This window comes from Colwellia psychrerythraea 34H, from assembly GCF_000012325.1.
GTDB lineage: Bacteria > Pseudomonadota > Gammaproteobacteria > Enterobacterales > Alteromonadaceae > Colwellia > Colwellia psychrerythraea_A.
In genome coordinates this window covers 1,691,984-1,707,190 of record NC_003910.7, presented here as the reverse complement: position 1 = coordinate 1,707,190, position 15,207 = coordinate 1,691,984, and the positions used below count along the sequence as shown (strand labels likewise).

The window sequence follows — 15,207 nt, the reverse complement described above, 5'->3', positions numbered from 1 at the left end:
TTACCTAGCCTAAAGTGGTTTTAATTCCCACTGAAATTCAGCACTTTGATTGGTAACGGGTATATACCTAGTACATATCTAGCACATAACGAGTAAATATTAGTCAAGGAAATTTCATGACAGCACAAGACGAGCAACGTGATAGTGTCAAATGGGGTGATTACTTAAAATCAGGTAATCGTATTTTTATCGGCTCTAATGCCGCCGTACCTAATGCCTTAATAGATGATTTGATAGCCAATAGCAAAGGGCTACATGATATTGAAACCGTTCATATTTTAACTTTGTCTGAGAATGTTTGGGCGAAATCTGAACATAAAGACTTATTTAAAGTAAATAGTTTGTTCATTGGCGGTAAGAATATTCGTGAAGCTATCGCCGAAGGGCGTGGTGATTATACACCTTGCTTTATTTCTGATGTTCCACGTTTATTTAATGAAAATAGTTTACCGCTTGATGCAGCACTGATCATGGTGAGTCCACCTGATGAATACGGTTACTGTTCATTAGGCGTGAGTGTAGATATTGTTTCTGCAGCAGTAAAAGCTGCCAAATATGTCATCGCCCAAATAAACCCTAAAATGCCACGTACCAATGGTCATAGCTTTGTTCATGTAAATCAAATTCATAGTTGGATAAATGCAGAGCAAGATTTACCACAAATTTTTGCCCCTGAAATGGATAGACGTACTGAACAAATTGGTCAATACGTTTCTATGCTAATAGACAATGGTGCTACTTTACAAATTGGTATCGGTAAGATCCCAGAAGCGGTATTAACCTATTTAGGTAATCATAAAGATTTAGGCATTCACAGTGAAATGATCTCAGATGGTGTGATTGATCTCATGCTAAAAGGGGTTATCAATAACCGTAGAAAAACCTACCACAAAGGCAAAGCCGTAGTAACCTTCTGTATTGGCAGCCAAAAATTATATGACTTTGTTGATGGTAATCCTCATATTGAGTTTTATCCTTCAGAACATGTTAACTCACCCGTAAAAATTGCCAAAAATGACAACATGGTGTCAATCAATAGCGCCATTGAAGTTGATTTAACCGGACAAGTAGTTTCTGACTCTATTGGTTATCAATTCTATAGTGGCATTGGTGGACAAGTAGATTTTGTTCGTGGCGCTTCTTTAAGTAAAGGCGGTAAGGCAATTATAGCTCTACCTTCCACAACCAAAGATGGTACAACTTCTCGTATCGTTGCCCATATAACTGAAGGCGGTGGCGTAGTGACTTCTCGCGGTCATGTTGCTTTCGTCGTTACCGAGTTTGGTATCGCCTCGTTGCAAGGTAAAAGTATTCGCGAACGCGCACTAGAGCTGATTCGTATCGCTCATCCTAAATTTAGAGATAAATTGCTTAACGATGTTCGTAAACATTATTGGGTGCCTGAGTATCAAGAAAGCTCTCCTAGCTCGGTGCCTGAATTAGGCACCATAGAAATGAAACGCTTTAATTTTGCCGATATTAATTACACATTAAGGGCATTAGCGCCGGCTGATGAACGTAAATTACAAGAGTTCTTTTATTCTCATAATAAAGAAACGTTAATCATGCGTTATAACCATCATATTACCCAGATGACGCGTGAAAAGTCCTGTAATTTGGTCAGCGTAAATCAACACACAGACCTTGCTCTTTGTTTTACCAAGAAAAACTCTTTAGGTGAATCGATACAAGCCGTTGCTCGATATTATTATATTGAAAGTATGAATAGCGGTGAGGTGGCTTTTGTTATTAAAGAAAGTCTACGTGGTCGAGGCATGGCAAGTACCCTATTGGGTGAGATGATCGCCATAGCTAAAATTCGTAAGCTTGATAGTTTAGTTGCCTGTGTGCGACGAGATAATGGCTCTATGTTAAAAGTCTTCGAACGTGCAGGTTTTGTGCGCCAGCCAAGTGAAGATTTTGATGAAGTTAGCTTAGAGCTAACGTTAACGACACCGGAAACGGGTGATACTGAAAAACACTAAAATTATAAGGGATAATTATGCCAGTAGGAATAATAGGCCACTATCGATGTGGCGAACATAATATGGGTGAGCATCACCCGGAAAATGGTAAGCGCTTAACGGCTATTTCAGACCAATTAATTCGAAGCGGTTTAGATTATGTGGTGCGTCAATTTGATTCTAAACCTATCGATAAAAGCTTGCTAGCCTTAGCGCATACGCAAGAACATATCGATTTTGTTTTTGATAATGCCCCAAATGAAGGTGAAGAAAATTTTACCGTGGGTGAAGATTCTGTGATGAATGAAAAAACCCTCACTTCTATTATGTATTCAGCAGGCGCTGCTGTTGATGCTGTAGATTTAGTGATGGAAGGCACCTTAGGTGCTGCATTTTGTGCCACAAGGCCCCCTGGTCATCACGCAGAACACGATAAAGGCATGGGTTTCTGCTTTTTTAATAACGTCGCTGTAGCTGCCGCGTATGCCAAACAAAAGTATGGTTTAAAACGCGTCGCAATCGTGGATTTTGATGTTCACCACGGTAACGGCACTGAAGATATTATAACCAATCATTTTAATGCCACCCCTGAAGATGACAAAGGTTATCTATTTTGCTCAAGCTATCAATATCCGCTCTACCCGTTTGAAATTCAGGAGAGTGATACTCCGCCGATTATCAATACACCATTAGCCGCAACCACTAAGGGAGAGCAGTTCCGTGAAAAATTAACTGCACACTGGTTACCTGCCTTGCATAAATTCAAACCTGAACTGATCCTTATCTCGGCTGGTTTTGACGCCCATATTGAAGATGAGATGTCACACGTTAGCTTAACAGAGGCAGATTATCGTTGGATCACCGATGAACTTAAAATCATCGCTGAAGAATATGGTAAAGGCAGAATTGTTTCTGTGCTTGAAGGCGGTTATGCACCCAGTGCGTTAGGAAGAAGTGTCGTTGCTCATGTTAATGGTTTGATTGGTAATTAATTTCCTTTCAACTGTCATTCTTTAAGGTTTCTTGCAATAAAAAAGCCAATCAGTTATGTCACTTATTGGCTTTTATTTTGAAGTATTGTTCATTAACAGATTAAGTAAAAATTCTAATTTACTAGAAATACCAAGCGAGAGACAACTGTGCATGATCATCACTGCTTAAGGTGTACAATAAGTCATTCGATTCGTTACTTTGTAATAACCGCACATCAAAACTCGCAATAAAGTTATCACCAAAACGACGACTAGCTTCAATAAGGAAACTAAAAGCGTCGTGATCTAAATCACTGCCAAAGCCCATCAATACCTCGCTACTCTGCATGTCGTTAAAGGCTAATCGAGCCCCAAAAAACAAATCATTTTGCATTAACGAGCCTTGCGCGCCAAGAGCAACTTCACCACGAGAATCCCAGCTATGTTCCATCAATAAACCTAAGTCGAGGTTCGAATCAAACACACCAATAAAGCTGTATTCAAATCCTGCTTGCGTTGCCCAAAAATCTTCAAGGCTAGTGCTACGATAGATACTTTCAAACTTCCATAACCAATCACCTAAGGTTGCTTGAACATCAACGCCTAACTGGTCCATTTGAGAATAGTATTGCACTAAACTCGACGATGGCGCTTGGGGTGATGGACTTAAATAAGCCTCTCTATTGGTACCATGAAACCAGTAAGCGCCTAAATCAAAATCACCGACACTGTGCGCCCAACGAAGGGCAAAATCTAAATGCTGTTGACCCGCAGACGATTCATAACTGACATTATCCTCATCGACGACTAAAGGTCCACGTAAACGCCCTTCTTCGCCAGCATAAGTTCTTTCTCGAAAACCTGGTAGTAAAAATACATCAACAATTCCCCAGTCATTCACTAGTGATAAGTTAACCATTTGCTGACCGAGTTTATCTTCGCCATCAAAATCTTCCACACCATCCGTTTGGTTAATCACGTCAACCAAGTGTTGAAATTCGGTAACGCCCCAGAATTCTTTACGAATACCAACCCGCAATTCCCAATCATCACTGGCATGAATATAAGCGAGTTCACGAATGTCACCATGAGTTCGCTGGTCATCATGGCTATCAACGCGATAAAAAGGCGTAAAGACAAGGCTGTCACTGCCATCATTCCACTGCCAATAAAGCTCAGGTTCGACCGAGAAAGAGGTTTGGCTATGACTCAATTGCTCAGAATAAAGTGCATCTTTAAAAAAGTAACGCTGTTCAATAGCTAGATTACCCGATGCCTCAAATTCAACATCACTAGCGACTTCACTGGCAGATAGAGGGCTACTAAGCACTAAACTTGCGCATACTGCCAGGGCAGTAACAGACAATTTTAGTGTATTACCTAACATATTACTTAGGGCTTTAGTTAAAGGCTTATCTAAAGCCTGACTTAAGGACTCATTTAAAGAAAGGTACATCAGCTTAGCGCGCTCGTTTTAATGAGTTACGGTTAAAATCACTGTCTGATAAACCTGTTTTAAAAGCGTAGTTAGTCCATTTAAGCTCAGTGCTTTTACCATTTTGGTGATTAATCATTTCTTGGATATCAGCACGCCAATGCTTTGCTAAATACTGCTTATAACCTTTAAACGATAGAGTCTTTAGTAATGAATCTTTACGGTCATAAAAATCAATTTTATGAACGCGGTACTCTTCGGTATCAATCCATACTATTCGACGGGTATAACCTGAGTTCTCATCTGCTGGGTATTGCTCAACTTTAAAGGTTTTTAAGCCATTTAATTCTTCTTCACCTAAAAACTTATAAGTGTACTTTTCCACTTCAAAAGAACTTAAGTCTTCAAAGGCAAATTCAGAGCCCATAAAAGGTCCCGATTTGTTACGTGATGATATACGTTTAACACGCTTTAATGCCGGTAAAAATAACCATTGTTCATCGGATGCAATTGGATGAGAAAAACTCAAAAATGCGGTACCTTTTACATCACGTGGTTTATTAAATATTGTTAAGCTTTTATCCCCATCATCAAGAACTTCTAGTGACTTCATCTTAATTTCGCGAATACTTTCTTGGCCCTGCTTATTACGCAATAACATCAACATATCAGCAGTACTATCTTGCCAGCCTAAATCACGTTTTTTAGCTTCTAAAGAAATATCTAAGCCCTTTTGCTCTTCGGTACTCAAGGCAAAAGAAACATTTGAAACAAGCAGCAAACTGAGTGCAGACAAAGTACTGATCAGTATTTTTTTAGTTAACATGTAAAATCCTTATAAAAATTTATCATCAAAAATTGGTAAAATTGTTTGGTAAACAGCGGCTCTATTAAACCGCTTTAATTGTTGGTGCTTCAGTGGTCACTGCAGCACTCTCTTTTGTTTCACTTTTGTTCTTGTCTAATAACATCAATAACGGAGGCAGGAATAAAAAGTCAACCACAAGCGCTACAAAGATAGTTAATGCAGTTAAGAATCCCATATCGGCATTCATTTTAAATGATGACTGTGCCAGTACAGTAAAGCCTGCAACGAGCACAAAAGTAGTCACCCAAAGCGCTCTACCAACATTATCAAAAGCATAATGTACGGCTTCTTTGGTATTGGCATTTTTGTCACGTCTTGCATGAAGGTATTTACTCAAAAAGTGAACGGTATCATCAACAACAATCCCTAACGTCATACCAATAACAACCGATAAACCTAGACCGACTTGCCCACTGTATAATCCCCAAATACCGAATCCTATAGCTGCTGGTGCCAAGTTTGGCAATAAACTGATAAGACCAAAGCGCCAACTTTTTAACGCCACACCTAATAAAATAGAAATGAGTATTAACGCCAGTGTTGTGCCAATTAGCATACTGGTAATGTTACGTTGACCAATATGGGCAAACATTAAACTAGGGCTAGCGAAATCAACTTCATACTGCGGCGCATGTTTTCTAAACCACTGGATCATGTCACGTTCAACATTAATCAATTCATTACTGGTCATATTTTTAAAGGTAGCAACAATTCTTGATGATGATTTATCGACATCTAATTGATTATTTAAATCTAAGCCGTAAGGTAAAGACATTTCATACAATAAAAGATACTGGGCTGACATTTCCTGACTGTCCGGTAATTTATACCAACTAGGATCGTCACCATGCATATTTTTATTTAAACGTTTTAATGTATCTGTAATTGTATTTACGTGATCAGTTTCAGGGCGAGCACGCAACCAATCACTAAAATCTGACACACTGTTCAAATATTTAGGATTGTTTATACCGCTTGGTTCACCGGTTTTAACCGAAATCTCAACCATCATCATGCCTGATAAGTTCTCTTGCATAAAATCAGTCGCCACGCGATACGGCACTGTTTTATCAAAGTACTTCACAAAATCATCATTGAGCTGATTGTTAGGAATAAACATAACAGAGGCGATGATAAACACACTGGTTAAAGGCAATAAGACTTTACGCTTGGCAATAACAAAATCGGCCAGTTTTGCCATAATATCTTTTTTATTTTCTGGCTGCACTTTAACGCGTACAGGTAATACGGTTAGCAATGCCGGGAATATTGTAATTGAAAAAACAAACGCCAACATTACGCCAATGGCAACTAAGTTACCTAAGTCTCTAAACGGTGGTGAATCAGAGAAGTTCATACTTAAGAAACCAATAGCAGTGGTAATACTGGTTAAGAATATTGGCTGTAAATTAATTTTTATACTGCGTGCAATCGCAGTACGCTTATCAGCGCCTTGACGCATCTCATAAAACATAGAGGTTAAAATGTGAATACAATCTGCTACAGCGAGCGTCATAATCATGGTAGGTGCAGATGAAGAAGGTCCCGTTAAATAAAATCCTAACCAACCAGCAAGCCCCATGGTTGTCACAATACTCATAATAATAATAAGTACGGTAGAAATGGTACCTGTAATGGTTCTTAGTAATAAACCGATAGTAACGATAACAACAAGAAACATCAGAGGAATGAGGGTTGAACTATCACTGATTGAAGATTCACCAAATGAAGTGTTCATCATCGCCATGCCTGAAAGGTAAACATCAAGCTCAGGGTGTTCCGCTAGAAATTGAGTTTTAATAGCGCGAACGCTGGCTGCAACCTCTGGCGTTTCGGCCATTGGGTTAATACCAGGGAATTGCACTGTCACATTAACAATTGAAACATGGCCCGTTTGAGAGATAATTTTATTCACTAACAGCGGTTCACTGATAGCTATTTGTTTTATCTTTTCGAGCTTATCGCTGGTTAAGTTTTTAGTCGACATAACAAGATCTTCAACGATCATGTCATCTTCTTCAGCATAGGTATATTGGAAGTTAGTAACTGAATCAACTCGGGTTGAATATGGTACTTGCCAACTCTCTTTAGTTAACACTTTTAACGCAGCTAGATGCTCAGCAGTAAAAACATTGCCATCTTTAGGTACAACAACAAAAGAAACATTATCGCTTTTGTTATAGACCTTTTGCATGGATTCAAAAGCCGTTAATTGTGGGTTTTCTTCACTAAAGAACACACGATAGTCATTTTTAAACTCTAACTTTTGTGCCCCCGTTCCTGCCAGCACCATAAACGTAATACAAACAAGTATTACCCAATATGGATTTTTTCCGACAAAATTGTAAAGTTTGTCTCTCATTGTTAAGTCCTTATTTATCTTTATAAAAGAAGTGTTTTATCGATGACGAATCGTCACCTTATAGGTCAAAAAAATGCGGCTATACACCGCACTTCCTTTGTATTTATTTAGCTAAAACTATCAAAGTTTAGCTCTCGTCCTTTTGCACTAATAAGCGCTAATTCTTCTGGAAATAATTCAGCCAATGCAATTTTTAGTTCTGCACAATGACTTCTGTCTTTTGTAAAAGGTTTCCATCCCATACCGTCAAATAACATGTTACTCAGGTTAAAAAGCTCACGTTCAACAATTAAACTGGTTCTGCCACTGCACTGCTCAACTTCACCTGAAAGCAAAGTGATAGCACCATACGCCATAGACCAGTTACTAAAACATAGTTGCTGTATATCCATATTCATAAGAAGTGAGAGACTATTATCGTTTAAACCGTCTTCTACTATGCCGTGAATAGAGGTCATTAATTTAATTTCTAATTGCTCTCCATCATTAATGTGCTTTTCACTTGATTTTCCCACTACGTTAGGCGATTTTGAGCAAAGCACCGTTTGAAATAATGCAGGATATAACATTGCATAAATAAGGTAAGAGAAATTTAATAAAAGCATTCGCGAACGTGAACAACCTTTAAATTGATATGCGCGATGAAAAAGATCGCCAAGTACTTTGATTGAGTAATTACTGATAGCTAACAATAAATCTTCTTTACCAATAAAGTGTTTATAGACGGTACCTTTTGAAAATGGCACTTGGGCAACCACTTTATCCATGGTGAGGTTTTCAATACCATTTTGTTGGATAAGAAGCACAGCTGAGTTAATTATCAATAACTCTCTTTCTTTAAGCGCTGTTTTATCGAGTAACTTAGGTGGTGTCATAATGTCTACTTTTATAAATGTGACGAATCGTCACTGACGTTTCGTCATCATATAACAAGTGTAATTATTGTCAATACATTTGTAACTAAAATGTACATGTGCATTTTCTTTCATCCACATAATATGTGTCACGAGTGATTTTTGTAAAAGCTATTTCTGAACTACAAACTATGAAGTGGGGTCTGGGAGTCAATTTTTACCACTAAGTAAACATTGGCACTAGCTTAGGATTAGTGCCAAAAATCAAACTGCTTTGGGTAGTCGGTTTATGATCACTATTACCACAAAGAAGACGTTAGCAATAACGGTAATTTGGGCAGGTTGGATTAGATTTTGTATCGATAACGCCTGCGTAATAGGCGCGAGCTTGCGAGCGTCCCAATTGACGCAATTGTTATGTATTTGTCAGTTTGCATGCTTTGATTCTAATTAAAAAACATAACTTGGCACTCACAATTACTGCAACGCACAGGACGCATGATGCAATGATAAATGCTATTACTTGAAATGCATTCTTATCAATATACACGAAACCAGAAGTAAGGTAGAACAGCATCAAGATTACAACCACAACCCAAGATATTATAGCTATTATTAAATCATTATGAATAAGAGATAAACTAAAGAAGCTGTTTTCATTGGTGAGATTGTTATTGCAGAATTTCAAATTGGACAACATCTGTAAGAAGATCAACGAAACAACTAGGATGGATCCAGGAACAATGAAATTACTTGAAAAATCAAAACTACTAAACTGTAATTTTTGAGCGTCGCTCTTATATCTATGTATTTTTTCTCGAAAATCATCAATGGTTTTTACATCTCCAAGAATCTCAGAAACCTGCTGGTAGCTAGGAGGGCTTGAAATAGGCAGTGGTAGTTTTTCTTTTTTTTCTGATAGAAATGCAGATATTGATGAATTTGGAACACTAATCACCTTGCACGCTACTGCTAGACTACCTGTATTTATAGCTTCGCTATCGATACACAGCCCTTGCGTCGTATCAAGTTTAAAATATTGAGCCCCCGATGGGTAATTCGAAGGATCCATACTTTCCTTCTCGTCACAGAATGTCCAAAACCTTTTATTTGAACTGCAATTAAAGCTACCATTTTCTAGTGCATTACTTAATGAATTAACCTCGAAGAGGCTTATTTCAGCGTTTTGTTTAATCTTGAAAGGTAACTCATTTAACCAATATGTAATTTCTCTAGGAAGAATGGGCATAGTTGCATATCTTAGCCCCTCAACCGTAGAAATTTCTTTTCTGGCTATTGTTACAGGGAGGTTTGACTTTCCTGAAGTAGGAAGCTCTACCAGCTTAAACTTTGTAGACTTCTCCACATTTGAAAAGATTTTCTCGTACTCACTCGCTGAGTATGTTGAGAGCTTTTCTTTTACCCAAGATTTATATTCATTAAGAACTTCAGGTTGCCTATCTAATGACTCTGCAGCAATTGAATATTCCACAAGGGTATCTTTAGAGTTTTCTATTGCGGTTAAAAACAGAGCAGATAGCGTCAGCATTACAATTACTGCGTTCCTTATATTTGAACGCGCTTTATCAAAGCCATCAAATACCGCATCATTCTTTTTTGACATATCCATTCACCCTGAAATATCCATAACTACATAACGCCCACTTAAGCGGACAAAAATAGTTGGTTAAAATGTGTAGCGAAGCGGAACTTAACCAACTGTTTTTGTTCCGTTTAAAGCGCTTGTTATGTTTTTACCTATACTGCCCCGCAGAAGTGCTAACAAGAATATCTTTGTTCCCAGTAGCTAAAAGCATAAACTCCAAATCTTTTTTTGAAATATTACACTTAGGACCAAGCTTAACGGTTTGGATTGAAGAAGCATCTGCGTTGCTTAGATTTACTTTACAGTAAGGCACTAATCCGAATTGTGACAAACGAAATTTCACATCAAATAATTTATGCTTTTTAAGCGATTCATCTAAATAAATATCTGAACGCTTTGAATGCTCTAGAATTGCCCTAATTTCCTGCTCAGTTTTATAGAAGTCAGATTTGAAAGAACAAGCTAACCTTGATAATCCAATGGATAACTTAAAGCTCTCAACTGTGTCATTAATAAAATCACCAATATTATCTAATAGTTCTTTAACCGAATTTTCAAATTCTTGTTTATCATAAATCACTTTATGGAAATGTACGAAACTAGCTGTTCTTTCGTCTTTTTTATAAAATGCGGGTATCGTTAATGTGTTACTTGCACTTAAAATTCTTCTGTTAATCCCAATAACTACGCCTTTCCCATCGTCACCATAAGCTCTCCATTGGCTTAAGTCGTCAGGATTTTCAGAAAAAGAACATCCTAAAAGGAGTTGCTCATTATCTAAGCCAACGAATCGATCGTTTTCAAACCAATGTAATAAATCTGGAAATTTTTTCTGATAGAATTTTTTAATTAGCTCAATACCAATTGTAAACTCTTGGGGATCATTCATTTTTGAAAGATCAGAAGCCCAGATTGCTTTGCTATCTAGAATCTTTAAAAAGGTATCTACAGTTGTGTAATGGTAAATTAACATATGCACACTCATCGAAAACATAACGCCCTGTTAACAGGCAAAAAATAGTTGGTTAAAATTAGCGACGAAGAAGCAAAACCAACTGTTTTTTGTCCTTGTTTAACAGCTTGTTATATACCTTTTACTCTAATCACAGTCACCGCCTCCTGTACCACCATCACAACCTCCGCTGGATGGGGGAATATCAACGGAAGTAGTGCCGCTATTTGAGCTATCACCTTTAATTGAACCTAACGTCCCAATACGATGATGTGAAAATATTGCACCAATAAGTGGAATTAACCAAGTTAGCAAAAACAAACCTAACTTCTCATTACCAAACCTGAATGGACAACTCAAAATTGATATTGAAACTACAAAAGCGACTAAACCATGGGCAGCAAAGAATAAGATTAATATGGTCGAAAATTCCATGCAGCCTCCAAGGTATATAACGCTAAGCTAAGTGGAAGAATACAGTTTGGCTAAACTGCGCGAAGCGCGAGCCAACTGTAATTTTTCCGTTTAAGCGCCTTGTTAGAAAACTAGGCCGCGACAGGCGCTTGTTTTATTTTTGGTTCTTTAATGCCCATAAACTTACTAATTTCACGTTTGATTCTGTGCAACTCTTGAAGCTCTACATAGATAAAACCTTCTGTAGCTCTACCTAACACAGTATCGGCATCTGATGAAAAAGTTATTAACATTATACTTTCATTAGTTTCTGGGTGAGCACTAGTAATAATTTTAAGCTGCTCATCAGCTACAACTTCAAAAGTCACAATTTGCTTAAGGTTAAGATAGAGGTTATCAAAAATTTTTGTACACTTGCTCATCGATATATTCCTTGTGAGTTTTCTAACAGCTTATTATGGAGACTTCTCAGTAATTTCCATCCCATAACCTTTAATTAATTCGTATTAATATCCCATAATTTCAAAGCTTTAGAAACGATAAATGTTTTATTTTTATCGTAACTTGGATATTACTGAGAAGTCTCAGTAATATCCAACATAGAATAATGGGTTATTACCCATAAAATCAATACATTAGGGTTTTATACGGATGTTTTTAGGTTATTACTAAGTCTTCTCAGTAATACGACATGAATTATTCATTAGAAAATATATGGCAAAATATTTTAGGCTAATGTCTTCAATGCACTAAGGGAACATTGCCACTAGGTTAGTCCCCAAAACTTAACCGCTTGGGATAGCTACTTTAAGGCTACTTAAACGCTTAATCTGACTCTCGATTCATCATCAATACTAACTAATATTTCTATATTATTTAACGTCAAAGACTCTTCGTTGTCGATAATCCTAATTCGGTCACGTATAGGAACCCCTTTTTTAGAACTAATCATTCTATATCCTACGGATTCCATTTGTTCGGTTAATTGAGTGAGAGTAAATTTAGGTTCAAGCCCTTTTTTTCGCCAAAATATCATTTTTTGGTCAGCATTCCTTTTCAGCTTTAGATAATATTCCGTTCTTGTCACGGGGGATAAAATAAGGTTTTCGATGGTTACTGGTGAGTTTTCGTTTTTTAGTATGAAATACTTTTTCTTGATATCAACCTTATCTCGAATAATTTGATAAATATCATCAATGCTAACGAAGACTGGCTGGTTAAAACGGCTTAACGTTGTATGAAGCAATGTAGCTTGATTACGAGCTTTGATGTCTAGCTTATAAATATTATATTCATCAGCAGATAAGCTTAGGAGGTTTTTTAAGGTGATTGCCTGCTTCTTATCAATAATCACAAGCTTTCCTCTTGGACTCTCAGCATATACTGAAAATAGAGGCTCTAATTCATCGAGTGACAACTCACATTGAAAGCCCGTTCTTAGCCATCTAGATCTAATTTGAGCAGCTCTGGTTCTGATATTCATATGCTTAAAAAATCCCTTTTAATGCGCTTAGCTACTCACACTTCCACTTCAAGCTTCTAATGCACTAGCCAAATTATCCGTGTTACGACACTATTTGCCACAAAACGGACTTTAGCTTTTAAAAATAATCAATACATCGGATTAGGTTTTGTATCGATAACGCCTTGCTTATCTGTTAGTAAGTTGATGTGATTTTCCCTGTTTGTGTTTTAGCAAAGACTGCGTTAATTCTACCGAGTCAGAGTGCGGCAACATGTCCATGCCATTAGTCAATTGATGCTTGAAGTTCAATTGTTTGCCAATCTACCGGACCAACATCTAAAAGTTTCAATATGCTATTACGGGCAATCTTAGCAGCTTGGGGTAGCAAATCTACATTTTTGGTAGGCATTTTCCCTTCATGAACAGCAGTAGAAGTCACATCGTAAGATTTTTTCATTATATTCATGATTTCCTTTTTTTCTTCTAGTGAATCCCCTACAAACAATGCTGAACGAAGCGCCAAAGTGTACCGAAGTTGCTCCTTATTCCCATCGCTTAGAAAAATGGATTCAAGGCAAATGCGCAAATCAATGGATTTTTCAACCATAGAGGCACCAGAACAATAACCATTAAATCTCTCAATGGAAGTGGCAAGCTTAATTTTAAAACTTTCTGGCAATTTACGTAACTTCAAAAGTAACTCGTCAGCAATTTTCATCTCGATTTCTAATATAGATGGCGCCATACCAGGGAGTTTGAATGAATGCATTGACCAGCCAGTACATGATCGGATGAAAGGCAAGTGATCTGGAGCAATAGTACCACTAGCTATAACTTGGATACTTCTACTACGCGCTAAGACTAAACACAATTTAGTTTCTTCCAAGGCATTACTCGGGTACTCTGTCATTGGCATCTTTGTTTCACTTTCTGTATTTGGCCAATGAAATCTTTTCTGTGAATATGGGGAAACTAATAAGCTGTAAACACGAGGCAGTGGGAGCCTGCTCGAAAATGAGTCATTCAGAATTGTATCAGCAAAAGACTTATTTGGAAGACTGGTAGAATTAATAATTTCAACATTGTTACAAAATTTATATTCAGCATTGAGATAAACATCTGCGAGTAGCATTATTGCATAAACTTCAATTTCATCAGAATCTAAATATTGCAAAAGGTCACGTTCAGCTCCCTTACCCCCTACCACCTTAGCTCGTTCAACCAGCCAATCAGCTAATTGGGATAAATCAGTGACCGATGCTCCATTTCCAAGCAATTGAAGGTGTTTGTCAAACTCTACAAATTTTGGATCAGAACTTATACGATCGACTAAAGACTTACCCGCATCAGTTAGCGCCCAACATGGTCCTTGTCTTGCTCTTTCAATAGGGCTCTGCATCACAGGAACAGTTGTTTCTATGACTGCATCGATTAGATCACTTAATGATTCTCTCATATTCAAAAGATTCTCTCATGTTTGAAAAGCCAAGGGGATGTAACAGATTATTGTGGTTAACATCCCATAATTTCAACCACTTAGATACTATAAGTTTTTATTTTTTGTCATATAGGATAATAGTGAAAAGTATCAGTAATAGGTCACGAATAATGCATTAGAAAATATATGGCTAAAAGTTTTAGGCTAATGTCAGGAATGCGCACCAAGAAGAAGTTAACACCCAATCATTTTATGATATGTTTGAATCATTTTTTAAGGCTAACTAATACCACAAAAGCCGACATTATGCGTGAACTTGAATTGATGCGCTTAGATTAGATTTTGTATCGATAACGCCCCAATAAGAGGCTAAAAATGGTTGACTAAAATAGTGAGGCACCGAACGACAGCCAACTTTTTTTAGTCCTGCTTTATTGCCTTGTTAGGCAGATTTTATAACTACTAGAGCTAGTTCTTTATTTTGTTTACACCACATAGAGTTGTTGCTAACCCACGATTCAACTCCCAGCTACCGCTGTTGCCGTAACATGCTAGAGTATTCTTTGCGTTTACGGAGCCTGCACATAATTCAACAGCAGTCCCTCGAGGAATTTCGTCATCTATTTTAGATGCTCCAGCATAACACTTTGCAGGTTCAGGTGACCAAGCGGCAGAGCAAAGTTCAGTTGCTAACCCATTTGTTATTTTCGGATCTATTCGAGCAACATCATTAAGACAATCGTAGGGATCATATGTATCCTTAGCGATAACTAAATTAGTAAAAGTAATCATTACAAAAATTAAGATGTATTTCATATGATGCAACCTCCGTTATTCATATCTACCTAACGCCCAAATAACAGGCTAAGTAATGGTTG

Annotated in this window: 13 protein-coding genes; 2 read left to right on the top strand and 11 right to left on the bottom strand. The window is 37.4% G+C overall.

Going from position 1 to position 15,207, the window contains the following annotated elements:
- Positions 1-116 precede the first annotated feature (116 nt).
- Both CPS_RS07350 and CPS_RS07345 read left to right on the top strand, forming a co-directional pair.
- Positions 117-1,985, top strand: coding sequence for a GNAT family N-acetyltransferase (locus CPS_RS07350; RefSeq protein ID WP_011042488.1), 1,869 nt, complete (start codon positions 117-119; stop codon positions 1,983-1,985).
- 17 nt (positions 1,986-2,002) lie between these two features.
- Positions 2,003-2,956, top strand: a complete 954-nt coding sequence (locus tag CPS_RS07345; protein ID WP_011042487.1) for a histone deacetylase family protein — start codon at positions 2,003-2,005, stop codon at positions 2,954-2,956.
- A 121-nt stretch (positions 2,957-3,077) separates the two neighbouring features.
- Here the strand turns inward: CPS_RS07345 and CPS_RS07340 are convergent, their stop codons facing one another.
- The 11 genes from CPS_RS07340 to CPS_RS07290 all read right to left on the bottom strand — a co-directional run bounded on the left by CPS_RS07340 (position 3,078) and on the right by CPS_RS07290 (position 15,145).
- Positions 3,078-4,391, bottom strand: coding sequence for a hypothetical protein (locus CPS_RS07340; RefSeq protein WP_011042486.1), 1,314 nt, complete (start codon positions 4,389-4,391; stop codon positions 3,078-3,080).
- Between the two features lie 4 nt (positions 4,392-4,395).
- On the bottom strand, positions 4,396-5,196 hold the full coding sequence (locus CPS_RS07335; RefSeq protein WP_011042485.1) for an outer membrane lipoprotein-sorting protein: 801 nt from the start codon (positions 5,194-5,196) through the stop codon (positions 4,396-4,398).
- A 64-nt stretch (positions 5,197-5,260) separates the two neighbouring features.
- Entirely contained in the window at positions 5,261-7,600 is a 2,340-nt protein-coding gene (locus CPS_RS07330; RefSeq protein WP_011042484.1) for an efflux RND transporter permease subunit, read from the bottom strand.
- A 107-nt stretch (positions 7,601-7,707) separates the two neighbouring features.
- Positions 7,708-8,475 (bottom strand): TetR/AcrR family transcriptional regulator, encoded by a 768-nt coding sequence (locus CPS_RS07325; protein ID WP_011042483.1) that lies wholly within the window; start codon positions 8,473-8,475, stop codon positions 7,708-7,710.
- A gap of 394 nt (positions 8,476-8,869) precedes the next feature.
- Entirely contained in the window at positions 8,870-10,078 is a 1,209-nt protein-coding gene (locus tag CPS_RS07320) for a hypothetical protein (RefSeq protein WP_138140247.1), read from the bottom strand.
- Between the two features lie 130 nt (positions 10,079-10,208).
- Positions 10,209-11,033 carry a DUF2971 domain-containing protein gene (locus tag CPS_RS07315; RefSeq protein ID WP_011042481.1) on the bottom strand — a complete coding sequence of 275 codons (825 nt, stop codon included), beginning with the start codon at positions 11,031-11,033 and terminating at the stop codon, positions 10,209-10,211.
- 126 nt (positions 11,034-11,159) lie between these two features.
- Complete coding sequence (locus tag CPS_RS07310; protein ID WP_011042480.1) at positions 11,160-11,447, bottom strand: hypothetical protein; 288 nt, start codon at positions 11,445-11,447, stop codon at positions 11,160-11,162.
- Positions 11,448-11,557: 110 nt separating this feature from the next.
- On the bottom strand, positions 11,558-11,848 hold the full coding sequence (locus CPS_RS07305; RefSeq protein WP_011042479.1) for a hypothetical protein: 291 nt from the start codon (positions 11,846-11,848) through the stop codon (positions 11,558-11,560).
- Positions 11,849-12,243: 395 nt separating this feature from the next.
- The gene (locus CPS_RS07300; RefSeq protein ID WP_011042478.1) at positions 12,244-12,909 is read right to left on the bottom strand and encodes a hypothetical protein; all 666 of its coding nucleotides are present in this window, start codon (positions 12,907-12,909) and stop codon (positions 12,244-12,246) included.
- Positions 12,910-13,174: 265 nt separating this feature from the next.
- Positions 13,175-14,353, bottom strand: coding sequence for a HEPN domain-containing protein (locus tag CPS_RS07295; RefSeq protein ID WP_138140246.1), 1,179 nt, complete (start codon positions 14,351-14,353; stop codon positions 13,175-13,177).
- Between the two features lie 444 nt (positions 14,354-14,797).
- Positions 14,798-15,145 (bottom strand): hypothetical protein, encoded by a 348-nt coding sequence (locus tag CPS_RS07290; protein ID WP_011042474.1) that lies wholly within the window; start codon positions 15,143-15,145, stop codon positions 14,798-14,800.
- Positions 15,146-15,207 lie beyond the last annotated feature (62 nt).